The following is a 25,321-nucleotide window of genomic DNA, read 5'->3' as shown; positions in this document are numbered from 1 at the left end:
CCAGTCTGCTGGCCAGCGCAGGCGGGGCGGTTGTCGTTCCCATAGGGGCGGGCTTGCGTGCCGCCCGCGAGAACGGGACCAACACTTACATAAAACGAAGCTTGAAATTCGAAAACCAGTACATCGCGTAACCGATTTGCAGTGCGATCGCCAAGCCGGTCACCCACAGCTGTATGTTGCGCTCGTATGGTAGAGCAATCCAGCACAAGCAGGACAGCGTGATGGCCACGAGGTAAAAAAACGATCCATACCACGGGCCGGCCAACACGAGCATAAAAGATCCAAAGCCGAACGCCGTGCCCGTCAGCAGTGAAAATATGGTAGCGCCCAACCATCCACTCGCTGGCCTGCCCGTGTCGTCTTGTCGCATTGGATCTTCCACGCTGTGTACTGACGGTAGATGTGCCACCAATGTCATGAACGCGCCGAATCCCAGTCCGGCGCTGAGGCAAGCGTACCGAAGGTTTCTAGGTCGCGCCTTCCACCGACGGGTGGTGTCCCGGGCAAAACGCTTGTCGTGGACCGGCGGCGCGGCGCGTGTGCTCCGAAACCTTCCTTTAGCTGGTGAAGGCCGGTGCTGCTGGCCACGTGGCTCACTCTTCCAGCAGCGAGCTTTTCCATTTGTCTACCCGGTCCTGCGTATCGCCGGGCTTGTAGCCGCGCCGGGCTGCCTCTTCCATGAGGCGGATCGCTTCCAGCGCATGCCCCCTGCGTTTTTCTTTGCGATCAGCGCCCCCGCCGCCATTGATATGCCAGTACGCCAGGCTGACTTGCGCTTCCATGTCCCCTTGTGCCGCGGCTTTCTGCAGCCATTGGATGCCAGGACTGTCCGCAGTCGCAGCGCGCGCTTGCGCATCGTCGATCAGGTACTTGCCGAGCATGCGCTGGCCGATCGGGTCACCTGCTGTGGCAGCCCGGCGCCACCACTCGATGGCAAGCTGCTCGCTCTCCTCGACACCATCACCCCGCGCATACCGCGAGGCGATAGCGAGCTGTGCGTCGATATCGCCGGCACGGGCGTGCTTCAGCTGAATCGCAGCTACCGCGCTGGCCTGTTTTGGCGGCACACCCCAAGGAAAATATTCAACGAGGTGCAGGGCATGGCCATTTTCGCCGAGCGCATCGGCATGCCGCCGCCATTTCTGGGCCGCTTTCGCATCGCGTGCTCCAGCCTTGCCTTCTTCGTACAGCTCGCTCAACTTCCGCATCGCGTATACATTATTCGCTTGCGCGCTCTTTTCATACCAGAACGCGGCTTTCGCGAAATCGGCTGGAACAGGGTCGCCGGCCGCATAGATCCCTCCCAGCGCCAGGGCTGCGTAAGACTCGCCCAGGTTTGCAGCCTTCGTGTACCAGTCGATGGCCCGGGTCATGTCCCAGTATTTTTCAGGCGCGGTCCCATGGCCTCCGCTGAACGGCTGCTCGTGGATTTCTCCCAGCCGCATCATCGCTCTCGGGTGTCCCTGCTGCGCAGCCTTTTTGAAGTAATGAATCGACTTGTCAAAGTCGACCCCATCATCCGTTTTCCCGATCATGAACTTCCAGCCCAGCAGATGCTGAGCATCGGCGTTGCCGCCATCGGCCGCGCGGGTCAGCCAGAAGGTTGCCCGGCTCTCGTCCGCCGGTACGTCGGCGCCGTTCACGTACAATTCATGAGCCGCCATTTGCGCCTGTGAATCGCCGCGTTCGGCCCGCGCCAGCAGCTGGACGGTCTGGGTATCTGGAAGGAGATCCTTGGGCACCCAGTTGTCGGCACTTTTCGGACTGCCGCCGCGCTTTCCCGGCGTACAGGTGTTTTTTCCAAAAGCGTCCCATATCCGGTTTTGCTCGCTAGTGCTCAACGCCTGAAAAGGCGCGCCACCGCCGACCGGAACCTTTGCCCGGAACTCGACGAAACTTGCGATTGCCTTGTTGCACAACTCAACAGGGGCCGGTTTCTTCGTCATTAAGCAACGCTTTTCGCTGGACGGCATGCGCAGACTGCCAAACAGCTGCATCCGCGCCTGTTTTGGTACTCCTTTCAACCGTTCCTGCATGAACGCCGTGTCCCAGTTCTGCGCCAGGCAGAGTTGGGACAAGTAGAGGTCTGCCGCGAAGCCGACCTGGGCGTGTGCACCGAGCGGGGACAGCAGAACTGTTGCGACGGCGATGCGGCGGGCAATATCGAATCCGGGAATGGAAATGTTCATGTCGTGGCTCCTCGAAGATCATCGTCGCACGAGAAAGCCTGGAGCACGACCGTACTTCGAAAACCTTTGCCGCCCATCAATTCACCTCGGTATGGGAGCGCAGCCCGAACCCAGTCATCCGTGAAGGGCCGGACGTCTTTATCGCGCAGGCGGTGGCCACGTATATGGACATGACCGTACGGGAGGCGCGGGCCAAACTGAACCGCCGCGCAGTTTGCCCACAGCGCAAGTGGAAGCGCGATAAGTAGAAACGGCGACCAGAACTAACGGTCCGGCGCCAAGCGATCTTCGGAATGCGCCATACGGGACCGGTGCAAAGGCCGCTGGCGGACAGCACGCACGCCAGAAGGTCCGGTGCATCCGCTGCCGTTTTTCGGCTGTCACGTGCTGCGTCCTCAAAGATACAATTGCAAGCCTGCACAGCAGCGGCAGCCAGCAGCAGCCTTGCCATACGCTGCTCCCGCCCCGGACGGGCAGCATCACGAGTCATCCAACCGGGGGCGCGCCGCGAGCACGCGTTCCACGTCTGCACGCAGGGCGCGGTGCTGCCGCTTGTCTAGATTGACGACGTCGTTGCCGAGTGAAAGGCGCCACGCGCTGCGCTTGTCCACGCCGTACCATCCGCCGCCGGTCAAGCCGGTTCCTGGCGGCAGATCGTCGAAATGGTAGTTCACGACGGTGAATGTCGCCGCGTCGGCACCGTCGATCCGCTCGTGTTCGTGAAACACCGCGTGGCGGTCGCGCACTATCGTGATCTCGGGAAGGGGGCCGCCGGTGGTCCTTGAGATGGCGGTAGGGATGTCGCTGCGCAAGGTGGCTGGGTCGGCGCCGGCCAGCACGTGGTGCTCGTACAGTACCCAGCGATCGTCAGTCACATAGCCGGGCAGGAGAGGTCGCAGCCGCGCCGGTTCGATCGGTGGCGACTGGGACGCCACTCGGCGCAAGCGGACGAACACGGCGGCGCCGTCGCTGAGGATCTGCCCGTCGAGAAAGGGGCGCATTCGGTCGAGGTCGACGGGGCCGTCAAGCTTGGTGAAGTGCTTATGCCGCCAGACTTTCGGCCGTGACCAGATCGGCAAGCAGGCGACCCCCGTCATGCAGGGGAAACCGGCAGCTTGGCGGTTTTCGGCTTCTTCCACCGCGTAGACCTCTCCCGCGATCGCCGCCAGCTCATACCGGCCGACCGTGCGGCTCTCGAATTTGTGCGAGCAGCTGGAAAATGGCTCGGCTATCTCCTCGCCAGCACTGTCCTCCCAGCGGGTGTAGCACGAGCGCTCAGGAAAATGGCAGTAGCCGAGCGCCAGCAGCGGCACGGCGATCGCCACGCATACACCAAACTTGCTCATAGCACGCTCCGGTAGTCGTTGTCTTGGGAACGATACCCATATCTATGTCGGCGAAGTTGACCAACGGCAAGCCCAACGTGACGCTCACGCAGGACCGCCGTGCAGCATGACGCTCCGGGGCAAACGCGTGGATTGTAGGCGGCATGCCTACCGTATTGGAGCTGCGTGCATGAAGATGCCGTGGTGGATTCTCGGCTCCTTTATAGACAGTGTGTACAACTCTTAGCAGACAGGCAAATACGTGCATCGGGACTGCTATCTAGCAACGAATTCACAACCTTCTCGCATGGCCGCGAATGATGGTCTTTGAAACGTCCGATGCAGAAACGTTCAAGCACGGCAATTGGTGAGGTTCTCGTCGTGGTAAGTCGCGGCGCGGCCGCGAACGCTAGCCATATTCCTGTCGCACTCCGCCTGAAAATCGATATTCGAACCGGCGGACACGGCCGACGCTGCCTGGCGGATTTTGGGAAACTGCAAGGTCACTGCGCAGTGTCCTCCGGCTTAGTTGGCACGCGAGGCACATGCGCCGCGCCGGGCGCCTCCCCCCCAGACCGTCGCTTCAATAGCGTGGACACCCCTATCGTCCCAAATCTATCTTGTCAATCCCGACGATAACGTCGTCTTGGGTGCGCACGCGCAACTGCGACACACCGGCGCTCCATAGACGCTGGCAGTGTCCGTGGCTCAGGTCTTCCCGAGCCGTTGGTGCTCCAAGGGCGGCCTCGACGTCGCCGACATGGCGACCGCCGAAGCGTTCCGGCTAGGTCCACAGCGTCCGGATCGACTGTTCCAACTGGCGGCTATCCGATCGGTCGCGTTGCTCGCGACAGTGCGACCGGTACACTGAGCTGAGGAGCAGGCCGACGATGTCGAAGGCGAATAGTCCCATATGGTCCTCCTTTTGTCGTTCGGGTGCTTTCGTTGCGCCGAGGATATGCCCTGCCACGCTTCCCGCCTTGATCGCTCGCATTCGGAGAGGCCGGCACCGTTTCTTCATCACGCGGCCGTGCTTGACCTGGTCGCAATGCTTCTCGGGCGTATCTTGTTGTGCTACCAGACCTTGGCCAGGGCACCGCGAACTTCTGTCTACTTTGGCTCGCGGCATCAATGCTGGCGTTATGTTGTCACGGCACAATGTCCTCGGCTGAGGGCCTACCGCGCAGGTCCGCCGGCAAGCAACATGGTCGACGTAGCAACTTTCGGGGGCAGTATACATGTGGAAGAACATAACGATCGCATTCCTGGCCGCCGTCGCAGGGCTGGCCCTGCAACTCCTGCTTGATCGAAACATTCATTCGCGCGGTCCGGAAGGGGCCGCGGCCAGCGCTGCCTGCGAGGTTGTTCTGGTCGACGGCGAGAGCGGCTGGTATGTAAACGAAAACCCGCCGGTGAGCAGCTGCGAAGACGCCATCACGGCGTCGCGAAGCTTCGGGACAGTCAGGCGCTATGGACGGGTCGGCGGCAGCGTGTACAGCCTGGACGACCGTAGCACGGAACAGGGAGGCATCGAGATGGCCGCGGTCGAGGGCGATGTGGTGCTCGAGCGCTTGCGCCCCCACCTCGGCGGCATGTATGCCAGCGACGGCACGGCGCTGTTCTACGGCGCGCGCCGAGTGGCTGTGGTCGCTCCTGCCATCGACGCGGCTCGCCTACGCCGGCTGGACAGGGACGCGGACGCGCCTTCCGGTTACGTGACCGATGGCCGCTGGGTCCTGTACGAGCACCATGTCCTCGTCGGTGCGGATCCTGCGAGTTTCGAACCGATTCCCCAGCCACCAGGAAGCGAGAAGGAAGATGCACGGTTCGGCGGGGAGCGGCAGCCAGTCCGATTCGGGCGTGATGCCAAGGCTGTCTACTTCGGCGCCCAGCGTGTCGATAGCGCCGATCCCCGCAGTTTTCAGCTCATCTACGTCAGCAACGATGCCGCCGCTGACCTGGACCGCGGATTCTGGGCGTTCGACAGCTCGTCCGCCTGGCACTTGTTCGATGGCGCGCTGCGCAAGCACCAGGGATACGAAGCGGCGGTGCTGCGCCAGCGTCTGGACGCGTTCCGTGCTCCATTGAGCGAGCGCCTGCCCTTCCTGCGTTATCTCGTGCTGCCAGCCTGTGCGCTTGCCATGCTGGCCATCGCCCTGTCCGTCACACGGCTGCAGCGACGGATACGGTCGCGCTACCAGCTGTCGCTGCTCAATTCCGCCGTCGCATTGCTGGCGGCGATCTACCTCGTCGTGCCCACCCTTCTGTTCTTGCTGCTGTCCAGCGTGGGTAAGGAGCCGGGCGACATTGCCGTTTCGCTCTTCTTTATGAGCGCGCTTGGCGCGGCCGCGTTCCTGCTCGGGATACGCAACTCCGACGCCATGGACCGCGTGAGCGCGGTTGGCACCACTGCCGTTCAGGTAGCTGTCTTGGCACTTGTGCTGGCAGGCGGGATGTTCCCTTCCTTATTGTTCTACGCGCTCAGTAATCGCCCGGGGGGCTGACCAAGGCACTTCCGGGATCGGTAATGGTGCAGCGCAGTGTTTGATAGGAGATCGGCTTTGTTGAGCAGATCGAGCGAAGGCCGAGCTGACGCAGTTTGTGGATGGTTTTATAACTAGCGTTGCACGAGGAACGTGCCCAGGATATTGCGGCGTCGCTGGCGAGCGCCCGCCCTGCCTGTCAAAAGCTTAAAAGCTTGAGACGCGCAACGCCGAACTGGACGCGCACCTGAAGCGTGCGGAGTGTAAACGCGCTGATGCGCAGCGCGAGTTAGCGATCCAATGCGCAGTGAAGGCTAAGCCGGCCGGACGCCCACCCAAGGCAGCTAAGGCGGCTCCTTCACAGGAGAAGTTGGGATTTGACGGCGACGGAGCTAAACGCGCAAGCAGCACGGCAAACCAGCCTTCCTCGTAGGGAGCGCACCGCTGCGCGCCGGCCTTGCGGCAGAGGCCCTTGAAGACTAAGCTTTACCTCGGCAAGCGTTGCAAGTGACAACTCAAAGGAGCTGGTTCATGTCACTTTACAAACGCGGAAGTACGTGGTGGATCGACTTCACCACATCAACAGGGGCGCGCATTAGGCGCTCTGCTGAAACGAGTAACAGGATCGAAGCGCAAGAGCTGCATGACCGCCTGAAGGCAGAACACTGGCGGGTACAGAAGTTGGGTGAAAGGCCCCGGCATACATGGGATGAGGCCGCGTCCAAGTGGCTGCAGGAGACTGCGCACAAACGCACTCACCAGGAAGACCTGGTCAAGCTGAACTGGCTGCGGCAATTCCTGGGCAACTGTGTGCTGGCTGAGATCACGCGTGACGACATCGCCGCGATCGGCGCGAGCAAGAGGGCCGAATCGAGCAACGCAACAGCAAACCGTTACCTTGCGCTGATCCGTGCGGTCTTGCGCAGGTCATGCCTTGAGTGGGAATGGATCGACAAGGTGCCCAAAGTGAGTACGTACCCGGAACCGAAGCGCCGTATTCGGTGGATCACGCCATTGCAAGCCAAGGAGTTGTTGAGCGCCCTGCCCGAGCACCAGCGAGACATCGTGCTGTTCGCGCTCGCGACCGGTCTGCGGCAGGGCAACGTCGTTGGTCTGCGCTGGTCACAGCTCGACCTCAAGCGCGGAACCGGGTGGATTCCGGCCGCCGAGGCCAAGGGCGGCGAGGATATCCACGTGTCGCTGAGCGACCTCGCCGTCAAGGTGCTGTTTCGCCAGCGTGGCAGGCACGACGATTTCGTGTTCACCTACCGGGGCAAGCCAATCGGCCAGGTCAACACACGCGCCTGGCGCGCGGCGCTGCGTCGGGCAGGCATCGATGACTTCCGCTGGCATGACTTGCGGCACACCTGGGCCAGCTGGCTCGTCCAGAACGGCACGCCGTTGTACGACCTTCAGGAGATGGGCGGCTGGAAATCACCCGAGATGGTGCGGCGGTATGCTCACCTCGCACCGGCTCAAATGGCTCGACACGCCGAGGTCGTTGGCGGCCTGCTGCACGTCACGATTACGGCACAGCGGGATGACACACGCACTACGCCAGAAATGAAAAAGGAGCTCATATCACTATGAGCTCCTCTTCGTATTCTGGCTCCCCGACCTGGACTCGAACCAGGGACCTGCGGATTAACAGTCCGTCGCTCTACCGACTGAGCTATCAGGGATTAGCTTGCTCTTCGATCAGAACTTGCGTTCAAGTTCGAAGAGCCAAGATTTTAGAGGACTTTGGCGATGGCGTCAACGACGAGATCGATGTTTTTCGAATTCAGCGCGGCAACGCAGATGCGGCCGGTGTCGACGGCGTAGATCGACTGCTCGCGCAGCCTGGCGACCTGCTCTTTCGTCAGGCCCGAATACGAGAACATGCCGACCTGCTCACGGACGAAGGCGAAGTCGCGGCCCGGGGCTTTCTCGGCCAGCTTCTGCACCAGCGCCTCGCGCATTTCCTTGATGCGCACGCGCATGCCGGCCAGCTCGTCTTCCCACATCTGGCGCAGTTCCGGCGTCGACAGGACGGTGGCGACGACCTTGCCGCCGTGGATCGGCGGGTTCGAGTAGTTGGTGCGCACCACGCGCTTCAGTTGCGACAGCAGGCGAGCGGCTTCCTCGCTGCTGGATGCGACCACCGACAGCGCGCCGACGCGCTCGCCGTACAGCGAGAAGGACTTCGAGAACGAGTTCGACACCAGCAGCGGGCCGCCGGCTTCCACGAAGCGGCGCACCACGGCGCCGTCTTCCGCGATGCCCGAGCCGAAGCCCTGGTAGGCCATGTCGAGGAAGGGGATCAGGCCGTTCGCCTGCACGGCCGCGATCACCTGGCCCCACTGCTCTTGCGTGAGGTCGGCGCCGGTCGGGTTGTGGCAGCAGGCGTGCAGCACCACGATGGAAGCTTGCGGCATCTTGTTCAGCGAGGCCAGCATGCCCTCGAAGTTCACGCCATGGGTGGCCGGGTCGTAGTAGGTGTAATTGTTGACGATGAAACCGGCCGATTCGAACAGGGCGCGGTGGTTCTCCCAGCTCGGGTCGCTGATGAAGACTTCCGACTCAGGCGAGAAACGCTTGAGGAAGTCGGCGCCCAGTTTCAGCGCGCCGGTGCCGCCCAGGGCCTGCACGGTGATCGCGCGCTTCTCTTGAATTACGGCGCTGTCGGCCCCAAATACGAGTTCCTGCACAGCCTTGTCGTACGCTGCCAGGCCGTCGATCGGCAGGTAGGTGCGCGGCGCCGGCTGCTCCATCAGCTTCGCTTCCGCTTTCTGCACGCACTGCAGCAGCGGCACCTTGCCATTATCGTCGTAGTAGACACCGACGCCCAGGTTGATCTTGGCCGGATTGGTGTCGGCGTTGAATGCTTCGGTGATGCCCAGGATTGGGTCGCGCGGGGCCATGTCGATGGCGCCGAAGAGGCTGGCGGAGGCTGAAGAAGTCATCGTGATAAACTGAGTTGTCGGTGGGTTCGCAGCAAATGTATAGACAGCGGCGCTGCAATAAAATCGATGTTGCAGTGCCGCAGGCGGATTCCCATTTTAGCAAAGGTCTGACAGCATGGCTGATGTATCTCTCGCGACCGGTCCTGAACCGACTGTGATCACCTACCCGAATTCTCCGTTCAAGCTGCACCAGCCCTTCCCGCCGGCCGGCGACCAGCCGACCGCGATCGACGCCCTGGTCGAGGGCATCGAGGACGGCCTGATGTACCAGACCCTGCTCGGGGTAACCGGTTCCGGCAAGACCTATACGATGGCCAATGTCATCGCCAGGGCTGGACGCCCGGCCATCGTGTTCGCGCCGAACAAGACCCTGGCGGCCCAGCTGTATGCGGAGTTCCGCGAGTTCTTCCCGCAGAACGCGGTCGAGTACTTCGTCTCCTACTACGACTACTACCAGCCGGAAGCCTATGTGCCCCAGCGCGACCTGTTCATCGAGAAGGACTCGTCGATCAACGAGCACATCGAGCAGATGCGCCTGTCGTGCACCAAGTCGCTGATGGAGCGGCGCGACGTCGTCATCGTCGCCACCGTGTCGGCGATCTACGGTATCGGTAACCCGAACGAATACCACAAGATGATCCTGACGCTGCGCCACAAGGACAAGGTGGCCCAGCGCGACATCATCGCGCGCCTGATCCAGATGCAGTACTCGCGCAACGAGATGGACTTCGGCCGCGGCACCTTCCGCGTGCGCGGCGACACCATCGACATCTTCCCGGCCGAGCACGCCGAGCTGGCGATCCGCGTCGAGATGTTCGACGACGAGATCGAGTCGCTGCAGCTGTTCGACCCGCTGACGGGCCGCGTGCGCCAGAAGATCCCGCGCTTCACGGTCTACCCGGGCTCGCACTACGTCACCCCGCGCTCGACGGTCCTGCGTGCGATCGAGTCGATCAAGGCCGAGCTGCGCGACCGCCTCGAATACTTCCGCAAGGAGAACAAGCTGATCGAGGAGCAGCGCCTCGAACAGCGCACCCGCTTCGACCTCGAGATGCTGGCCGAGATCGGTTTTACAAAAGGCATCGAGAACTACTCGCGCCACCTGTCGGGCTCGATGCCGGGCGAACCGCCGCCCACGCTGGTCGACTACCTGCCGAAGGATGCGCTGATGTTCATGGACGAGTCGCACGTGCTGGTCGGCCAGCTGTCCGCCATGTACAACGGCGACCGCTCGCGCAAGACGAACCTGGTCGACTACGGCTTCCGCCTGCCTTCGGCGCTGGACAACCGGCCGCTGAAGTTCGAGGAATTCGAAGGCAAGATGCGCCAGACGATCTTTGTCTCCGCGACGCCGGCGGACTACGAGAATTCGCATGCCGACAACGTCGTCGAGCAGGTGGTGCGTCCGACGGGTCTCGTCGACCCGCAGGTCATCGTACGCCCCGCCCTGTCGCAGGTCGACGACCTGATGAGCGAGATCAACGACCGCATCAAGAAGGACGAGCGCGTGCTGGTCACCACGCTGACCAAGCGCATGGCCGAGCAGCTGACCGAGTACCTGTCGGACCACGGCATCAAGGTGCGTTACCTGCACAGCGACATCGAGACCGTCGAGCGCGTGGAAATCCTGCGCGACCTGCGCCTGGGCACCTTCGACGTCCTGATCGGCATTAACCTGCTGCGCGAGGGCCTGGACCTGCCCGAGGTATCGCTGGTGGCGATCCTGGACGCCGACAAGGAAGGTTTCCTGCGTTCCGAGCGTTCTCTGATCCAGACCATCGGCCGCGCCGCGCGTAACCTGAACGGCGTGGCGATCCTGTACGCGGACCACATTACCGACTCGATGCGCCGCGCGATCGACGAAACCGAACGCCGTCGCGCCAAGCAGATCGCCTTCAACGAAGCCAACGGCATCACCCCGCGCGGGGTGCAGAAGAAGATCAAGGAGATGATCGACGGCGTCTACAGCAACGCCGCGCAGAAGGCCATGGCCGAGGGCGCGACCGGACTGGCCGAGGCGGAAGCAGCGGCCAAGGTCGAGGGCATGAGCGAGAAGCAGATCAGCAAGGAGATCAAGCGCCTCGAGAAGCTCATGGTCGACCACGCCAAGAACCTCGAGTTCGAGAAGGCGGCCCAGGTGCGCGACCAGCTACACGTGCTCAAGCAGCAGGCCTTCGGGGCGCCGGGGGCGGACAATGTGGTGTCGATGTTGGGCAAGTAAATCGACGAAGCAGAACGGCGCCGGTGGCGCCGTTTTTTATGGTTCCGACAGCTTCGCCTGTTATCAAAGGGTGAGACAGCGTGGGCACAGGTGCCCACCCTACGAAAAGCGGGATTGTAGGGTGGACACCTGTGTCCACGCTGTCTCGCCATCTGCTCAGACGCGCTGCCGAACTTGCCCCTAGCGCTTGAACATCCTCGGATCAAAACTGAAAGTCCGCGCAATGCTCAGCTTCACCCGGTCGTAGGCATGGTGCGCCGGATTGATCACGACGTTCACCCCCTCCCCCACGATCACCGAGGGTACGCGCATGTAGAGGTGCTCGCGCTTCTTGAGGAAGGCGGTGGCGCTGCCGCCGTCGTCGAGCGAGTCCCAGCCTTCAGGTAAATCTTCGGCCTTCACGTCCAGTCCGAGTTCCGGATCGTCCGGCAGGTCGATCGCGACCAGCACCAGCGGTTCCTCGTCGATCTCCTCGGTGTGCACGAATTTTTCCAGCACGGCCAGTTCCACCGTCATCGCCGCGTACAGCGCCGCTGGCCCTCGCTGTGCCAGTGGCCGCCGCTTTCGCGCGCGCCAGCGCAACTGCGGTCCAGGGCCGCCTTTTCGATTGCAATTCTCCAGGTTCTCATTGGTAGTGTCGCTTGGCCAAGTATGGGATCAGCATACAACGAGGGTCGAGGACGGCCGCGCACGGCTTGGGGCGCAAGCCCAAAAACAAGAAACGGCCCGCAGGCCGTTTCTTGTTTGAAGCCGGGCAGATTACTTCTGCTTGCGGCGGCGTGCTGCGCCACCCAGCATCAGGGCGCCCAGGCCCAGCAGGGCAACGCTGGTCGGTTCCGGAACCAGGGTGATGTTGCCGCCGGTCGCGGTGTACAGGAAGTCCTTGTAGCCGCCCATGATGATGCCGCCGAAGTAGGTGCCGAAGGTGCCTTCCTTGTAGCCCAGCGCGGTGAAGCGGCCGCTGAAGGTGTTGTTCGCAACCAGCATCAGTTCGCCGTACATTTCGACGAAGGACGGGCCGCCCGAGTCGCCGCCGCCGATGCCCGATTCGCGGTCGTTCGGCAGCACCGGGGTGCAGACGCCGAAGAAGTCGCAGAAGGTGTCGCGGCCTTCGCCGTCGAAGTCGGCGTAGTAGACTTCCTGGGCGCCGCCTTCGAAGCCCTCTTCGTCGTCGAGGTCGATCAGGTCGACGTAGTTTTCGCCGGTGCGCTTGATGCGGAAGCTCGGGCTCACATAGTAGCCGTTGACGCCGTCGCCCGAGGTGCCGTAGCCGGCCATGGTGATGTGGGTGCCGGCGTTGATCGGGTTCACGGCAACCTTGTAGATCTTGGCGCTGTCCGGTGCGTCCTGCGACAGGGTGATGACCGCGACGTCATCGTTCACGCAACCACGGCTGCCGTCCGGGCAGTTGTTGAAGCCCTGGTAGTCCTTGTGCACGGCGAAGGAGCTGGCGGTAACGATGGCGGTGCCGGCAGCGGTCGGCGCGCTGTTGAAGACCACGCGCACGTCGTTGCCCGGCTTGTTCAGGTCGACGTAGGAGCCGTTGCCGTTGGTGTCGACGCAGTGGCCGGCCGAGACCACCTGGCGCTTGCCCACCAGGGCGCCGGAGCAGATGTAGGACTGGCCGTCGTAACGGATGTTGATGCTGACCACACCCGAAAACTTCGATGCAGGGCTGTTCGGATCGACGTGTGCGTCCGGGGTATCCGGCAGTTTGCCCGAGGTGATGGCCGGGGTGATGACCGAACCCGGAGTGGCGGCGATCGAGCCTGCGTGGGCCGAGCCCATGCCGAACACAAAGCCAGCGGCGACTACACTACCTGCAATTTTCTTCAACGACAGATTCCGATTCAGCATTTTGTTTTCCTTTTAGTTGACTAATCTTTCACGGACGTCTCTTACCGTGCACAAACTGATTAGCAGAAACTATGCCAGAAGGAAAATAATGCATCGTTTCAATATGTTAGCTATATAACATTCGAAAAAAATGTCGTGATTGTAAGAACTTCCGACACCCAACAATGGGTGTCGTCCTGGCACGCCTTGCTGTTTATTTGACGTCGACCAGCTCGACGTCGAACATCAGGTTGGCGTTCGGCGGAATCGGACCGGCGCCGCGCGCGCCATAGCCCAGCTCCGAAGGAATGATCAGGGTGCGCTTGCCGCCCACCTTCATGCCGGCCACGCCTTCGTCCCAGCCCTTGATCACCGCGCCCATGCCGAGCGGAAAAGTGAAGGGGGCGCCGCCGACCGAGGTATCGAACTGCGGGCCGCGGCCCTTGGGCGATTGCGGCGAATACAGCCAGCCGGTGTACTTGACGGTGACGGTGTTGCCGGCCTTGGCCTGCTTGCCCTTGCCGACGACGGTGTCGATCTTTTGCAGCTGCATCTTTGCCGGGGCGGCCGGATTGGCGGGCGTGGCGGCGGGAGCAGCCCAGGCGCTGCCGGCGGACAGGATCAGGGCCAGGACCAGGCCAGGGGCGGAGACGTATCGATTCATGGTGTGACCTTCGTTGGGTTAATCTGCGCAGCACACCCTTGCCTTTCGGCATGGATGGGCTGTGCGGCAGTATTCCCTACTCAGGGGTTTCGCACAAGCTCAGCGTCTGGCCTGCTGCACCGATGCAAGAATTTCCGACACCAGGGCCAGGTCGGCAGGTTTCACGAGGTGATGGTCGAAGCCGGCCTCCTCGGCCAGGCGGCGGTCTTCCTGCTGGCCATAGCCGGTCAGGGCGACCAGCACCGCGCCGCGCAGCTCGGGGATCGCGCGCAGCTGGCGCGCCAGGGCGTAGCCGTCGGTATCGGGCAGGCCGATATCGAGCAGCATGACCTCCAGGAGCTCGCGGCGCGCCCGCTGCAGCGCGCCGTGGCCATCGTATTCGACCGCGACCGCATGGCCCTGCACCTCCAGCACCGTGGCCAGCATCTGGGCCGCATCCTGGTTGTCGTCGACCACCAGCACGCGCAGGGGCTGCTGGCTGGCATTCTCCGGGTCGGCTTCCTGCGCGCCGCCCGCGGCGGGCAGCGCGTCCAGGCGCGGCAGGCAGATCTCGAACTCGCTGCCCCGCCCCGGCGCCGCGCGGGCGTCGACCGTGCCGCCATGCAGGGCGACCAGGCTTTTCACCAGGGCCAGGCCGATGCCGAGCCCGCCCTGCGAGCGGTCCGGCGTGCGCTCGGCCTGGGTGAACAGCTCGAAAATATAAGGCAGCACGTCGGGCTCGATGCCGATGCCGTTGTCGGTCACCGTCACCGTGACGCGCTCGCCATGCGCCGCGACCCGCAGCGCGATCTGTCCGCCCGGCGGCGTGTACTTGGCGGCGTTGTTCAGGATGTTCGACAGCACCTGCACCAGGCGCGTGCGGTCGCCCAGCACGTGCACCGGTTCGCCCGACAGCTGCATGGTCAGCGCGTGGCGCTTGGACTCGATCAGCGGACGCACCTGCTCGACCGCGCCTGCCACCACCGCGTTCACGTCCAGCTCTTCCTTTTCGAGCGTGACCAGCCCACGAGTGACGCGCGACACGTCCAGCAGGTCGTTGACCAGGTCGGTCATGTGCTCGGCCTGGCGCGAGATGATCTCGCTGGCGTTGCGCACGCCCTTGGCGTCGAGGTGGCCGAGCTTCAGGAGGTGGGCCGCGGTCGTGATCGGCGCCAGCGGATTGCGCAGCTCGTGGGCCAGCATGGCCAGGAACTGGTCCTTCTGGCGGTTCGCCGCGCGCAGTTCGTCCTCGATCTGCTTGCGCAGGGTGACGTCGCTGCCCTCCACGAAGATTCCGACCACCTGGCCGGAAGGATCGCGGATCGGCTGGTAGATGAAGTCGATGTAGCGCAGCTCGAGCGGCGCGCCCGGCTCGCGCGCGACCTTCAGCGGCAGCGCATGGCCGACGAAAGGCTTGCCGCTGGCGTAGACCTGGTCGAGCAGCTCGAAGAAGCCCTGGCCCTCGACCTCGGGCAAGGCTTCGCGCGCGGTCTTGCCGACCAGGTTCGGGCGGCCGATCAGCTGGATATAACTTTTGTTTGTAATCTCAAACACATGTTGAGGGCCGCGCAGCACGGCAATGATGCCGGGCGCCTGCTCGAACAGGGTCACCAGGCGCTCGTTCTCTTGCTGGCGGTAGCGCTCGGCCAGCACCTGCCCGGTGACCTCGACACAGGCGCAATACACGCCGGCGACCATGCCGTTGTCGTCGCGCACCGGCGAATACGAGAAGGTGAACCAGGTCTGCTCGTCGAAGCCGTGCCTGTTCATCAGGAGCGGCAGCTTTTCCCAATAGGTGCCCTCTCCCGCCAGCGCACGGTCGACGATGGGACCGATGTCGTGCCAGATTTCTCCCCAGATCGCCTTGAAGGGCGCGCCGAGCGAGCGCGGGTGCTTGTCGCCCAGGATGTCGACATACGGATCGTTGTACAGGAAGCCGAGCTCCTCGCCCCAGGCCACGAACATCGGGAACTTCGAGTTCAGCATCAGGGCCACGACGGTACGCAGCGCCTGCGGCCATTGCGCAGGATGGCCGAGCGGCGAGCGCGACCAGTCGTGGGCGCGCATCATCGCACCGGTCTCGCCCCCGCCGCTGAGGAAGGCCAGCGCGCCGGTATCAGGCGCGCCGTCCTGGGTCGAAGGGGCTGGCGCCTCGGGACGGGATTCGTTCATGTCAGAGCGTCTGGACAAATTCGCGGATGCCGCCGAGCAGCATCTCGACCGACATCGCCGTCAGGATCAGGCCCATCAGGCGCTCGAAAGCGGTCATCACCTGCGGACCGAGTTTCTGCTGCAGGCGCTCGGCGCTCAGGAACACCGCCAGCCAGACCACGCCGACGGCCGCCAGCGCGGCGACGTGGATCATGGTCTCGGACACGCTGTCCGCGGTAAACAGCAGCACGGTCGCCAGCGCCGAGGGACCGGCCAGCGCGGGAATAGCCAGCGGCACGATGAAGGGCTCCCCGCCTTCGCTGCGCCCGAGCACGCCGTCGGGATGCGGGAAGATCATGCGGATCGCAATGATCAGCAGAATGACTGCGCCGCCGATGCGCAGCGCAATCGGGCTCAGGTGCAGGGCCGACAGGAAGTGCTGCCCGAAGAACATGAAGACCAGCAGCAGCAGGAAGGCGATCGCGCACTCGCGCACGACGATGCGCGGACGGCGATGGACGGGCGTTTCACGGAGGGCTGCGACGAACAAGGGAACGTTGCCGAATGGGTCAGTGACGAGGATCAGGAGGATGAAAGTCTGAAAAAAGCTCTGGGTCATGGTTGTTCTTGTTGTTTCGGTCCCGCGATCGAGGCGTGCGCCGCACGCGCGGCAATCTTAACCGATTTGCACGGAGGCTGTTGTTTCAATGACGTGCGGGAAATACAGGCTGCAGGAGATAAGAAAAGCAAAAAGACCAGGACGCCCCGGACGTCCTGGTCTTTTTTGTACATCACGCAGCGGCCGTCGGCCGCCTTGCGATTACTTCTCGAACTTCTTCAGCCACGCCGACAGCTGGTGCGGACGCAGGCCGTCGTAGTCCTCGAACGGCTGGTGGATCCACGGATTGTGCGGCAGGTCTTCCATGTGGTAGTCCGGCTTGAAGGCCGAGGTACCCTTGACCCAGAGGACGGCCGAGCGCACTTCGGTGACGTCCGGGTAGTTCGTCTGCAGGTGCTCGCGCACCTTCTGCAGGGTCACGCCGGAGTCGGCCAGGTCGTCGACCAGCAGGATCTTGCCCTGCAGCGGGCCCTTGGTCATCGTCATGTACTTGGCGATGTCGAGGTTGCCCTGCTTGGTGCCGGCTTCTTCACGGTAGGAGCTGGTCGACAGGATCGCCAGCGGCACGTCGAAGATGCGCGAGATCACGTCGCCCGGACGCACGCCGCCGCGCGCCAGGCACAGCACCATGTCGAACTTCCAGTTCGATTCGTAGACTTTCAGGGCCAGGCGCTCGACCAGGCGGTTGTACTCGTCCCACGAAACCCAGAGGTCCTTGTCGGTCGATGCGGGGGTATTCATTTCAGTCATTCCTATTATTGGAAGCTCGAAAAACCTGCTGCGCGTGCATTGTGGCGGGGCGCCTAGCCCTGCGATGCGCGCGATGGTTCTTCGAGGTCCCTATTATTTGTTTACGCTGCGAACGGATGACGCAGCACGATGGTTTCTTCGCGGTCCGGGCCGGTCGACACCATGTCGATCGGGATGCCGACCAGTTCTTCGATGCGCTTGATGTAGGCGCGGGCGTTGGCCGGCAGCTCTTCCATCGTCTTGGCGCCGACGGTCGACTCGCTCCAGCCCGGCATTTCCTCGTACACCGGCTGGCACAGCGCGGCTTCCTCGGCGCCGACCGGGAAGATGTCGACATCGCGGCCGTCGATCTTGTAGCCGGTGCACAGCTTCAGGCTTTCCAGGCCGTCGAGCACGTCGAGCTTGGTCAGGCACATGCCCGACACGCCGTTGATCTGGACCGAGCGGCGCAGCAGTGCGGCATCGAACCAGCCGCAGCGGCGGGCGCGGCCGGTGACGGTGCCGAACTCGTGGCCCACGCGCGAGAGGTGCTCGCCGACGCCCTGGTCGGTCGGCAGCTCGGCCGGGAACGGACCCGAACCGACGCGCGTCGTGTAGGCCTTGGTGATGCCCATGATGTAGTGCAGCATGCCCGGACCGACGCCGGCGCCGGCGGCGGCGTTACCTGCCACGCAGTTCGACGAGGTGACGAAGGGATAGGTGCCGTGGTCGACGTCGAGCAGCGAACCTTGCGCGCCTTCGAACAGCAGGTTGCCGCCGGCTTTGTGGGCGGCGTACAGGGCCGACGACACGTCGCCGACCATCGGACGCAGACGCGGGACGAGCGCCATGGCGTCATCGAAGGTCTGCTGGAAGTCGATCGCTTCGCCGCCCAGGTAGTTCACCAGCACGAAGTTGTGGTACTCGAGGTTTTCCTTGAGCTTCTCGGCAAATCGATCTGCATTCAACAGGTCGGCGATGCGGATGGCGCGGCGGGCGACCTTGTCCTCGTAGGCCGGGCCGATGCCCTTGCCGGTGGTGCCGATCTTGTTCTCGCCGCGCTTGGCTTCGCGCGCCTTGTCGATGGCGACGTGGTAGGGCAGGATGACCGGGCAGGCTTCCGAGATCTTCAGGCGCGAAGCGACTTCGACGCCGGCTGCCTGCAGCTTGTCGATCTCGCGCATCACGTCCGGAACCGAGACGACGACGCCGTTGCCGATGTAGCAGGCCACGCCTTCGCGCATGATGCCCGAGGGGATCAGCTGCAGCGCGGTTTTCTGGCCCTTGATGACCAGCGTATGGCCGGCGTTATGGCCGCCCTGGAAACGAACGACGCCGGCCGCATGGTCGGTCAGCCAGTCGACGATCTTACCCTTGCCCTCATCGCCCCACTGGGTGCCGATGACAACGACGTTCTTTGCCACGTTAGTATTTGACATCACTTAACCTAAGTTTTTGAGAATCCAATTTCCATCTTCGAGGACGAGCACGCGGTCGCACTCGAACTCGTCCTGAACATTTTCGTGACCCGGCATGGACTGGATCACGACTTCGCCTGCCTTGCGCAGGTCAGCGATTTTTTCGCGCAGCTCGGGCGCATTGCCCCAGGGGGCGCGGATCGAATGCTTGCGCTCCGCCGTCGGCAGCAGGCGCGCCAGCTCGCGCAGGTCGAGCGAGAAGCCGGTGGCCGGACGCGCGCGCCCGAAGGCTTCGCCCACGTGGTCGTAGCGGCCGCCCCGCGCCACCGCGTTCGGCAGGCCCGGCACGTAGAGCGCGAACATGGCGCCGCTTTCATACTGGTAGCCGCGCAGGTCGGCCAGGTCGATCGCCACTTGCGCACGGCCCAGGGCCGATGCCGCCAGCGCGGCCAGTTCGGCCAGCGCACGGGTGATGCCCGGCAGCGCCGGCAGGACCTCTTTGGCCTTGGCCAGCACCTCGACGTCGCCGTACAGGTTCGGCAGCGCGAGCAAGGCGTCGCGCGTCGCCTGCGCGTAGTCGCGGGTGATCTCTTCCAGGCCCGGGATGTCCTTGGCGCGCAGCAGCGCGGTGATCCGGGTTTCGTCGCGGCGCGCGGCAGCGTCCTCGGCCAGCAGCGCGCGCAGCACGCCGACGTGGGCCATGTCCAGGCGCACTTCGCTGAAGCCGGCCAGCGCGACCGAGGCCAGCGCCAGTTCCTGGATCTCGGCGTCGGCTTCCAGGCCGGCGTGGCCGTAGATCTCGGCGCCGATCTGGATCGGCTCGCGGGTGGCGTGCAGGCCCGATGGACGGGTGTGCAGCACGCTGCCGGCATAGCACAGGCGGGTGACGGAGGCGCGGTTGAGCAGGTGAGCGTCGATGCGCGCGACCTGAGTCGTCATGTCGGCGCGCAGGCCGAGCAGGCGGCCGGAGAGCTGGTCGATCAGCTTGAAGGTGCGCAGGTCGGTGTCCTGCCCGGCGCCGGCGAGAAGCGACTCGACGTACTCGAGCATCGGCGGCATCACCAGCTCGTAGCCGTACAGGCGGAAGGTGTCGAGCATCAGGCGGCGCAGATCCTCGATCTTGCGCGCTTCGGACGGCAAGACGTCGGCGATATTCTCGGGCAAAAGCCAGTTCGGCATGGGCGACAGCGTATGAATTGTTAAAGGTGAGGCAAGATGGCGTGCTCGCGCGATGCGAAGTCGGCGCCGAATCGGCAATTTTACCCGAAAATGCGGCGGGACAGGCAGTCGATGATGTCAGATCGGCTTGGCTGGTTGCCAAATGACGACTGGAAACGGGTTGTATAGGCCATTCATGGGGCGAATCGGGAGGGCCTACGCCATCGTTTTTACGTAGGGTGGGCGCCCCGTGCCCACGCGTGAACGATGAGCAGACGCAGCGCTCGACAGGCCAACGTAATGCATGCGTCACGCGTGGGCACCATAAACGTCATGTAGACGAGACGTCGACAAGGCCAACGGGACGCATGCGTCACGCGTGGGCACAGGGGCGCCCACCCTACGCAAGTAAAAAAAGCCGCGCTAGGCGCGGCTTGTTTTTACTTGCTGCCCGGACTCCGGAAATACTTGAAGAACTCCGAATTCGGATCGATCACCATCACGTCGCCCTGCGACTTGAAGCTGGCGCGGTAGGCTTCGAGCGAACGGTAGAACTTGTAGAACTCCGGGTTCTTGCCGAAGGCATCGGCGTAGATCGCGGAGGCCTTGGCGTCGCCCTCGCCCTTGATCTTCTCGGCCTCGCGGAAGGCTTCGGCCAGGATCACGGTGCGCTGGCGGTCGGCGTCGGCGCGGATCTTTTCGGATTCGGCGGCGCCGGTCGAACGCAGTTCGTTGGCCACGCGCACCCGCTCGGCGCGCATGCGGTCATAGACCGAGTCGTTGATCTGGTCGATGTAGTCGACGCGCTTGAGGCGCACGTCGACAATGCCGACACCGATCTGCTTGGCCTCGGCCACGACCTTGTCGCGCACCGCTTCCATCACGCGGCCGCGCTCGCCCGAGATGACTTCGCGCACGGTGCGCTTGGTGATCTCGTCGTTCAGGGCCGCCTTGACGATCTGCGACATGCGGTTGCGCGCGGCGCGCTCGTCGCCGCTGAAGCTGACGTAGTACAGGCGCGGCTCGACAATGCGCCACTTCACGAAGGCGTCGACCAGGATGTTCTTCTTCTCGGCCGTGATGAAGCGGTCGGCGTCCGGCGTATCCAGGGTCAGGATGCGCTTGTCGAGATAGATGACGTTCTGGAACGGCGGCGGCAGCTTGAAGTGCAGGCCTGGTTCGGCGATCACCTCGCGCACTTCGCCGAGGGCGAAGACGATCGCGAAGCGGCGCTGGTCGACCACGAAGACGGTCGAGGACAGCAGCATCAGGGCAATAAAGCCCGCCACGAAAATGGTTACGAGGCGGTTCATCAGCGGGTCTCCCGGTCACGTGAGGTATCGCGGCTGCGGCTGTCGCGCTGACGCACCGCATCCAGGGCTTTGGTTACTTCCGCCGACGAGGCCGCGTCCTGCTGCGGCACCGCCACCGGCCCCGAACGCGCGCTGCCGACGGCGGCGTCGTTGGCGGCGACCTGGGCGACCAGTTTGTCGAGCGGCAGGTAGAGCAGGTTGCTGCCCGACTTGGCATCGACCATCACCTTGCTGGTGCTGCTGAAGATCTGCTGCATGGTGTCGATATACATGCGGTCGCGCGTCACGGCCGGCGCCTTGGCGTATTCCACGACCACCTGGTTGAAGCGCGCCGCGTTACCGGTGGCGTTCTCCACCACCATCGAGCGGTAGGCTTCGGCGTCCTGGAGCAGGCGGAAGGCGGCGCCTCTGGCCTGCGGGATCACCTGGTTGGCGTACGCCTCGCCTTCGTTGCGGGCGCGGGCGCGGTCCTGGCCAGCCTTGACGGCGTCGTCGAAGGCGTTCTGCACCTGCTCCGGCGGCTGCACGTTCTGCATGGTCACGTTGGTGATCAATACGCCCAGCGCATAGCGGTCGACGATCTGCTGCATCATGTTGTGCACGTCGACGGCAACCTTCTCGCGGCCTTCGTACAGGACGAAGTCCATCTTGCTCTTGCCGACCACTTCGCGGATCGCGGTTTCGGCGACCTGGTGCACGGTGGTGTCCTGCTCGCGGTTGTTGAAGACCCAGGCGACCGGGTCCTTCAGCGTGTACTGGACCGCGAACTGGATGTCGATGATGTTCTCGTCGTCGGTCAGCATCAGCGATTCGTTCGCCTGCTTGTTGCGCACGTTGTCGCGGTAGCCGATCTCGGCGGTGCGCACCTGCGAGACGTTGACCGTTTCGTGCGACTGGATCGGGGCCGGCCAGCGCCAGTTGAAACCGGCGCCGGTGGTGTGCGACAGGCGGCCGAAGGTGGTGACCACCCCGACCTGGCCTTCCTGGACGATAAAGGCGCCGCTGGCGAGCCAGATCAGGGCAACGATGAAGCCGATCACCGTGGCGGTGATGCCGGCGCCGCGCCCTTCTCCACGGTAGGGGCCGCCGGCGTCGCCGCCGTTGTTGCCGCGGCTGCCGAACAGGCGGTTCAGGCGCGCATTGAAGTCGCGCCACATTTGATCGAGGTCGGGTGGACCTTCACCCGGACGGCGGCCCTCCTGGGCCTTGTGGTCACCCTGGGGTTTGTGTCCCCAGCGCGGATCGTTCAGCGACAATTTGAGGCCGAACCGTTTAAGTAAGGAAACGAGCATAGGCTTTCAGTGGGGCCCGACATGGGTGGAGGTTGGAATACTTTCGCCGGACTTATCTTGGGAGAAATCCGGTGCGGCATCGTCCTGCTCTTCGTTTTTAGGGCTCAAGCCTGGCGCAGAAGTTGCTGCCAGCGTTGCCGCCTCGACGATCGCGTTGCGCAGCAAATCGAGGCCGGCGCCGCTCCGGGCGCTGATAAAAACGCGGCTGATTTTATCATATTCATCACGTTCGACCCCCGGCTGGAGGTCGGCCGCATCAATCTTGTTCCACACAAGGATCTGCGGAATGTGGTCCGCGCCGATTTCGCGCAAGACTTCGTTGACCTGCTCGATCTGCTCCATACGCACGTCGGACGAACCGTCGACCACGTGCAGCAGCAGGTCGGCGTGGATCGTTTCTTCCAGGGTGGCGCGGAAAGCGGCGACCAGCTGGTGCGGCAACTCCCGGACAAAACCGACGGTGTCGGAGATGACGACACTGCCGACCTCGTCGTTGAGATACAGACGGCGGCTGGTCGTGTCCAGGGTGGCGAACAGCTGGTTCGCAACATACACGCCGGCCTTGGTCAGCGTATTGAACAGGGTCGACTTGCCGGCATTGGTATAGCCGACCAGCGACACCGAGAAGGTGGCGTTGCGGTTGCGCGAACGGCGCTGGGTCTCGTGCTGCTTGCGCAGCTTGGTCAGGCGGGTGCGCAGCATCTTGACGCGCTCGCCGATCAGGCGGCGGTCGGTCTCGAGCTGGGTTTCACCGGGCCCGCGCAGGCCGATACCGCCCTTCTGGCGTTCGAGGTGGGTCCAGCCGCGGATCAGGCGCGTGGCCAGGTGCTGCAACTGGGCCAGTTCCACCTGCAACTTACCCTCGTGGCTCTTGGCGCGCTGGGCGAAGATGTCGAGGATCAGGCTGGTGCGGTCGATGACGCGGCGGTTCAGGCGGCGCTCGAGGTTACGCTGCTGTGCGGGCGACAGCGCGTGATTGAAGATGACGATGTCGACGTGGTCGACAGTGGCTGCCTGGGCGATTTCGTCGGCCTTGCCGCTGCCGACGAAATACGCAGGGTCGGGGCTGGCGCGCTTGGCGGTGATCGTGGTGATCGGCTCCGCGCCGGCGGAGCGCGCCAGCAAGGCCAGCTCTTCGAGGCTGGCGCTGAAATCGACAGCGCCAAAATCGATGCCGACCAGCGCGGCGCGCAGGGTGGGAGTGCCGGGGGCGTCAGCCATCGGCCTTACTCAGCTTCGTTGTCGAGGTTGAGGTTGACGGCACGGGCCGGCACGACGGTGGAAATGGCATGCTTGTACACCATTTGGGTCACAGTGTTGCGGAGCAGGACGACGTATTGATCGAAGGACTCAATGTGGCCCTGCAGTTTGATCCCGTTGACCAGGTAGATCGAGACGGGTACATGCTCTTTGCGCAAGGCATTGAGGAATGGGTCTTGTAACAGTTGCCCTTTATTGCTCATAACAGCTCCGTAATGTTGTTGTAGTTTAAAAATTGGAGGCAAACGCCTCCTTTTCAAGTGCACGGGGCAAGATTCAGCTTTGCGAATGATGGCCTGCGGTTACTGTAACCTGTTTTGCCACTTTTTGTCGTACTGCTAGACTTAAGGAATTATTAAAACGGGCCCATCCGCAGCTTATTCTTGCCTTCTTTATTTCTGCTCTTTGGCGAACGGGTTTTTGCCGCTGCGCAGTTCGATACGCAGCGGCGTACCGATCAGGTTGAAGGTGTCGCGGAAATGCTTTTCCAGGTAGCGCTTGTAGGGCTCGGTGACGCCTTCCAGGGCATTGCCGTGGATGACGATGACGGGCGGGTTCTGGCCGCCCTGGTGGGCGTAGCGCATCTTCGGACGGGTGCTGCCCTTGCGCTTCGGTTCCTGCTTCTCGATCGCTTCCTGCAGCGCGCGCGTCAGGCGCGGCGTCGACAGGTTGGCCGTGGCCGCCGCATAGGCCGTGTCGACCGCGGTCATCAGCTGCTTGATGCCGGTGCCCTTCAGCGCCGAGATGAACTTCAGTTCGGCGAAGCCGAGGAAGTCGAGCTTGCGGTCGATGTCCATCTTGACCTGGTCGCGCTGGTCGCTGGTCAAGCCGTCCCACTTGTTGACGGCCACCACCAGCGCCCTGCCCGACTCCAGGATGAAGCCGGCGATGTGGGCGTCCTGCTCGGAGATGTCCTGCTGGGCGTCGAGCATCAGCACGACCACGTTCGCTTCCGACACCGACTGCAGGGTCTTGACGACCGAGAACTTCTCGATCGCCTCGAAGACCTTGCCGCGGCGGCGGATACCGGCCGTGTCGATCAGGGTGTAGTGCTTGCCGTCGCGCTCGAACGGAACCTCGATCGAGTCGCGGGTGGTGCCCGGCATGTCGAAGGCGATCACGCGCTGCTCGCCGACCAGGGTGTTGATCAGGGTCGACTTGCCGACGTTCGGGCGGCCGACCAGGGCGATCTTCACGCCGCGGTCGGCAGGCTCGAGCTCTTCCTCGTCTTCCGGACGCTGGGCAAAGGCCAGGTCGAGCGCCTCGTTGACCAGGTCGTGCACGCCGTCGCCGTGGGCGGCCGAGATGACATAGGGGTCGCCCATGCCCAGCTCGTAGAACTCGGCGGTGACCGAGGTGTACTTCATGCCCTCGGACTTGTTAATGACCAGCATGACCCTGCGGCCGGACTTGCGCAGGAAGTCGGTAATGGTCTTGTCGTGCGGGGTCAGGCCCTGGCGGCCGTCGACGATGAAGACGACGATGTCGGCTTCCGCCACCGCCTGCTTGGTCTGCAGCGCCATCTCGTGCATGATCCCGTCCTTCGCGACCGGCTCGAAGCCGCCAGTGTCGATGACCAGGAACGGACGCTCGCCGATGCGCCCTTCGCCGTAGTGGCGGTCGCGCGTCAGGCCAGGGAGGTCGGCCACCAGCGCGTCGCGCGAACGGGTCAGGCGGTTGAATAGGGTCGACTTTCCGACGTTCGGGCGACCAACGAGTGCAATTACCGGCTTCATGTA

At 63.5% G+C, this 25,321-nt stretch carries 20 protein-coding genes and 1 tRNA gene; 3 read left to right on the top strand and 18 right to left on the bottom strand.

All coding sequences use genetic code 11. From position 1 onward, the window contains the following. Positions 1–85: 85 nt before the first annotated feature. The 3 genes from ACSUZJ_RS08335 to ACSUZJ_RS08325 all read right to left on the bottom strand — a co-directional run bounded on the left by ACSUZJ_RS08335 (position 86) and on the right by ACSUZJ_RS08325 (position 3,535). Positions 86–370, bottom strand: a complete 285-nt coding sequence (locus tag ACSUZJ_RS08335; RefSeq protein ID WP_499415070.1) for a hypothetical protein — start codon at positions 368–370, stop codon at positions 86–88. A 223-nt stretch (positions 371–593) separates the two neighbouring features. Continuing rightward, positions 594–2,189 carry a tetratricopeptide repeat protein gene (locus ACSUZJ_RS08330; RefSeq protein ID WP_499415068.1) on the bottom strand — a complete coding sequence of 532 codons (1,596 nt, stop codon included), beginning with the start codon at positions 2,187–2,189 and terminating at the stop codon, positions 594–596. 479 nt (positions 2,190–2,668) lie between these two features. After that, complete coding sequence (locus tag ACSUZJ_RS08325) at positions 2,669–3,535, bottom strand: hypothetical protein (RefSeq protein ID WP_499415066.1); 867 nt, start codon at positions 3,533–3,535, stop codon at positions 2,669–2,671. A gap of 1,217 nt (positions 3,536–4,752) precedes the next feature. Here ACSUZJ_RS08325 and ACSUZJ_RS08320 point away from each other — a divergent pair. Together ACSUZJ_RS08320 and ACSUZJ_RS08315 are read left to right on the top strand one after the other, a co-directional pair. Further along, a complete protein-coding gene (locus tag ACSUZJ_RS08320; RefSeq protein WP_499415064.1) occupies positions 4,753–6,018 on the top strand; it encodes a hypothetical protein in 1,266 nt (421 codons plus the stop codon). Positions 6,019–6,528: 510 nt separating this feature from the next. Further along, the gene (locus ACSUZJ_RS08315; RefSeq protein WP_499415062.1) at positions 6,529–7,587 is read left to right on the top strand and encodes a tyrosine-type recombinase/integrase; all 1,059 of its coding nucleotides are present in this window, start codon (positions 6,529–6,531) and stop codon (positions 7,585–7,587) included. 16 nt (positions 7,588–7,603) lie between these two features. Here ACSUZJ_RS08315 and ACSUZJ_RS08310 read toward each other — a convergent pair. After that, positions 7,604–7,679: transfer RNA gene (locus ACSUZJ_RS08310), tRNA-Asn, on the bottom strand. A 51-nt stretch (positions 7,680–7,730) separates the two neighbouring features. Next, positions 7,731–8,942: an amino acid aminotransferase gene (locus ACSUZJ_RS08305; RefSeq protein WP_499415060.1), complete on the bottom strand. Its 1,212-nt coding sequence runs from the start codon at positions 8,940–8,942 to the stop codon at positions 7,731–7,733. 115 nt (positions 8,943–9,057) lie between these two features. Here ACSUZJ_RS08305 and uvrB point away from each other — a divergent pair, with 115 nt between their 5' ends. Continuing rightward, a complete protein-coding gene (gene uvrB, locus ACSUZJ_RS08300; protein ID WP_499415058.1) occupies positions 9,058–11,163 on the top strand; it encodes an excinuclease ABC subunit UvrB in 2,106 nt (701 codons plus the stop codon). A gap of 180 nt (positions 11,164–11,343) precedes the next feature. On the opposite strand, the gene ACSUZJ_RS08295 is transcribed toward uvrB, so the two are convergent. From ACSUZJ_RS08295 to der, 13 genes are all read right to left on the bottom strand, one after another. Next, a complete protein-coding gene (locus tag ACSUZJ_RS08295; protein ID WP_499415056.1) occupies positions 11,344–11,745 on the bottom strand; it encodes an RES family NAD+ phosphorylase in 402 nt (133 codons plus the stop codon). Between the two features lie 177 nt (positions 11,746–11,922). Beyond that, a complete protein-coding gene (locus ACSUZJ_RS08290) occupies positions 11,923–13,020 on the bottom strand; it encodes a trypsin-like serine protease (RefSeq protein WP_499415054.1) in 1,098 nt (365 codons plus the stop codon). 193 nt (positions 13,021–13,213) lie between these two features. Then, positions 13,214–13,663, bottom strand: coding sequence for an FKBP-type peptidyl-prolyl cis-trans isomerase (locus ACSUZJ_RS08285; protein ID WP_499415052.1), 450 nt, complete (start codon positions 13,661–13,663; stop codon positions 13,214–13,216). 99 nt (positions 13,664–13,762) lie between these two features. Then, the gene (locus ACSUZJ_RS08280; RefSeq protein ID WP_499415050.1) at positions 13,763–15,814 is read right to left on the bottom strand and encodes a hybrid sensor histidine kinase/response regulator; all 2,052 of its coding nucleotides are present in this window, start codon (positions 15,812–15,814) and stop codon (positions 13,763–13,765) included. Position 15,815: 1 nt separating this feature from the next. Next, on the bottom strand, positions 15,816–16,412 hold the full coding sequence (locus tag ACSUZJ_RS08275; protein WP_499415048.1) for a MarC family protein: 597 nt from the start codon (positions 16,410–16,412) through the stop codon (positions 15,816–15,818). Between the two features lie 201 nt (positions 16,413–16,613). Next, positions 16,614–17,153, bottom strand: a complete 540-nt coding sequence (locus tag ACSUZJ_RS08270) for a phosphoribosyltransferase (RefSeq protein ID WP_499415047.1) — start codon at positions 17,151–17,153, stop codon at positions 16,614–16,616. A gap of 110 nt (positions 17,154–17,263) precedes the next feature. Continuing rightward, entirely contained in the window at positions 17,264–18,580 is a 1,317-nt protein-coding gene (locus ACSUZJ_RS08265) for an adenylosuccinate synthase (RefSeq protein WP_499415046.1), read from the bottom strand. 3 nt (positions 18,581–18,583) lie between these two features. Then, positions 18,584–19,738 carry an ATP phosphoribosyltransferase regulatory subunit gene (locus ACSUZJ_RS08260; protein WP_499415044.1) on the bottom strand — a complete coding sequence of 385 codons (1,155 nt, stop codon included), beginning with the start codon at positions 19,736–19,738 and terminating at the stop codon, positions 18,584–18,586. Between the two features lie 419 nt (positions 19,739–20,157). Next, the gene (gene hflC / locus ACSUZJ_RS08255) at positions 20,158–21,030 is read right to left on the bottom strand and encodes a protease modulator HflC (RefSeq protein WP_499415042.1); all 873 of its coding nucleotides are present in this window, start codon (positions 21,028–21,030) and stop codon (positions 20,158–20,160) included. After that, a complete protein-coding gene (gene hflK / locus ACSUZJ_RS08250; protein WP_499415040.1) occupies positions 21,030–22,322 on the bottom strand; it encodes an FtsH protease activity modulator HflK in 1,293 nt (430 codons plus the stop codon). The genes hflC and hflK overlap by 1 nt, the downstream gene beginning before the upstream one ends. A 6-nt stretch (positions 22,323–22,328) precedes the next feature. Continuing rightward, positions 22,329–23,516: a GTPase HflX gene (gene hflX / locus ACSUZJ_RS08245; RefSeq protein ID WP_499416479.1), complete on the bottom strand. Its 1,188-nt coding sequence runs from the start codon at positions 23,514–23,516 to the stop codon at positions 22,329–22,331. Positions 23,517–23,548: 32 nt separating this feature from the next. After that, positions 23,549–23,785, bottom strand: a complete 237-nt coding sequence (hfq, locus tag ACSUZJ_RS08240) for an RNA chaperone Hfq (RefSeq protein WP_078030651.1) — start codon at positions 23,783–23,785, stop codon at positions 23,549–23,551. 189 nt (positions 23,786–23,974) lie between these two features. Beyond that, complete coding sequence (gene der, locus ACSUZJ_RS08235) at positions 23,975–25,318, bottom strand: ribosome biogenesis GTPase Der (protein WP_499415038.1); 1,344 nt, start codon at positions 25,316–25,318, stop codon at positions 23,975–23,977. Positions 25,319–25,321: the final 3 nt, after the last annotated feature.

The organism is Telluria sp. B2, from assembly GCF_051789535.1.
Lineage (GTDB): Bacteria > Pseudomonadota > Gammaproteobacteria > Burkholderiales > Burkholderiaceae_D > Telluria.
This window is presented reverse-complemented; position numbering and strand designations above follow the sequence as displayed.

Excerpts from the sequence above, each read along its gene's own strand:
- ACSUZJ_RS08335 (WP_499415070.1), bottom strand. The coding sequence starts at position 370 with ATGCGACAAGACGACACGGGCAGGCCAGCGAGTGGATGGTTGGGCGCT.
- ACSUZJ_RS08330 (WP_499415068.1), bottom strand. The coding sequence starts at position 2,189 with ATGAACATTTCCATTCCCGGATTCGATATTGCCCGCCGCATCGCCGTC.
- ACSUZJ_RS08325 (WP_499415066.1), bottom strand. The coding sequence starts at position 3,535 with ATGAGCAAGTTTGGTGTATGCGTGGCGATCGCCGTGCCGCTGCTGGCG.
- ACSUZJ_RS08320 (WP_499415064.1), top strand. The coding sequence starts at position 4,753 with ATGTGGAAGAACATAACGATCGCATTCCTGGCCGCCGTCGCAGGGCTG.
- ACSUZJ_RS08315 (WP_499415062.1), top strand. The coding sequence starts at position 6,529 with ATGTCACTTTACAAACGCGGAAGTACGTGGTGGATCGACTTCACCACA.
- ACSUZJ_RS08305 (WP_499415060.1), bottom strand. The coding sequence starts at position 8,942 with ATGACTTCTTCAGCCTCCGCCAGCCTCTTCGGCGCCATCGACATGGCC.
- uvrB (WP_499415058.1), top strand. The coding sequence starts at position 9,058 with ATGGCTGATGTATCTCTCGCGACCGGTCCTGAACCGACTGTGATCACC.
- ACSUZJ_RS08290 (WP_499415054.1), bottom strand. The coding sequence starts at position 13,020 with ATGCTGAATCGGAATCTGTCGTTGAAGAAAATTGCAGGTAGTGTAGTC.
- ACSUZJ_RS08285 (WP_499415052.1), bottom strand. The coding sequence starts at position 13,663 with ATGAATCGATACGTCTCCGCCCCTGGCCTGGTCCTGGCCCTGATCCTG.
- ACSUZJ_RS08280 (WP_499415050.1), bottom strand. The coding sequence starts at position 15,814 with ATGAACGAATCCCGTCCCGAGGCGCCAGCCCCTTCGACCCAGGACGGC.
- ACSUZJ_RS08275 (WP_499415048.1), bottom strand. The coding sequence starts at position 16,412 with ATGACCCAGAGCTTTTTTCAGACTTTCATCCTCCTGATCCTCGTCACT.
- ACSUZJ_RS08270 (WP_499415047.1), bottom strand. The coding sequence starts at position 17,153 with ATGAATACCCCCGCATCGACCGACAAGGACCTCTGGGTTTCGTGGGAC.
- ACSUZJ_RS08265 (WP_499415046.1), bottom strand. The coding sequence starts at position 18,580 with ATGTCAAATACTAACGTGGCAAAGAACGTCGTTGTCATCGGCACCCAG.
- ACSUZJ_RS08260 (WP_499415044.1), bottom strand. The coding sequence starts at position 19,738 with ATGCCGAACTGGCTTTTGCCCGAGAATATCGCCGACGTCTTGCCGTCC.
- hflC (WP_499415042.1), bottom strand. The coding sequence starts at position 21,030 with ATGAACCGCCTCGTAACCATTTTCGTGGCGGGCTTTATTGCCCTGATG.
- hflK (WP_499415040.1), bottom strand. The coding sequence starts at position 22,322 with ATGCTCGTTTCCTTACTTAAACGGTTCGGCCTCAAATTGTCGCTGAAC.
- hfq (WP_078030651.1), bottom strand. The coding sequence starts at position 23,785 with ATGAGCAATAAAGGGCAACTGTTACAAGACCCATTCCTCAATGCCTTG.
- der (WP_499415038.1), bottom strand. The coding sequence starts at position 25,318 with ATGAAGCCGGTAATTGCACTCGTTGGTCGCCCGAACGTCGGAAAGTCG.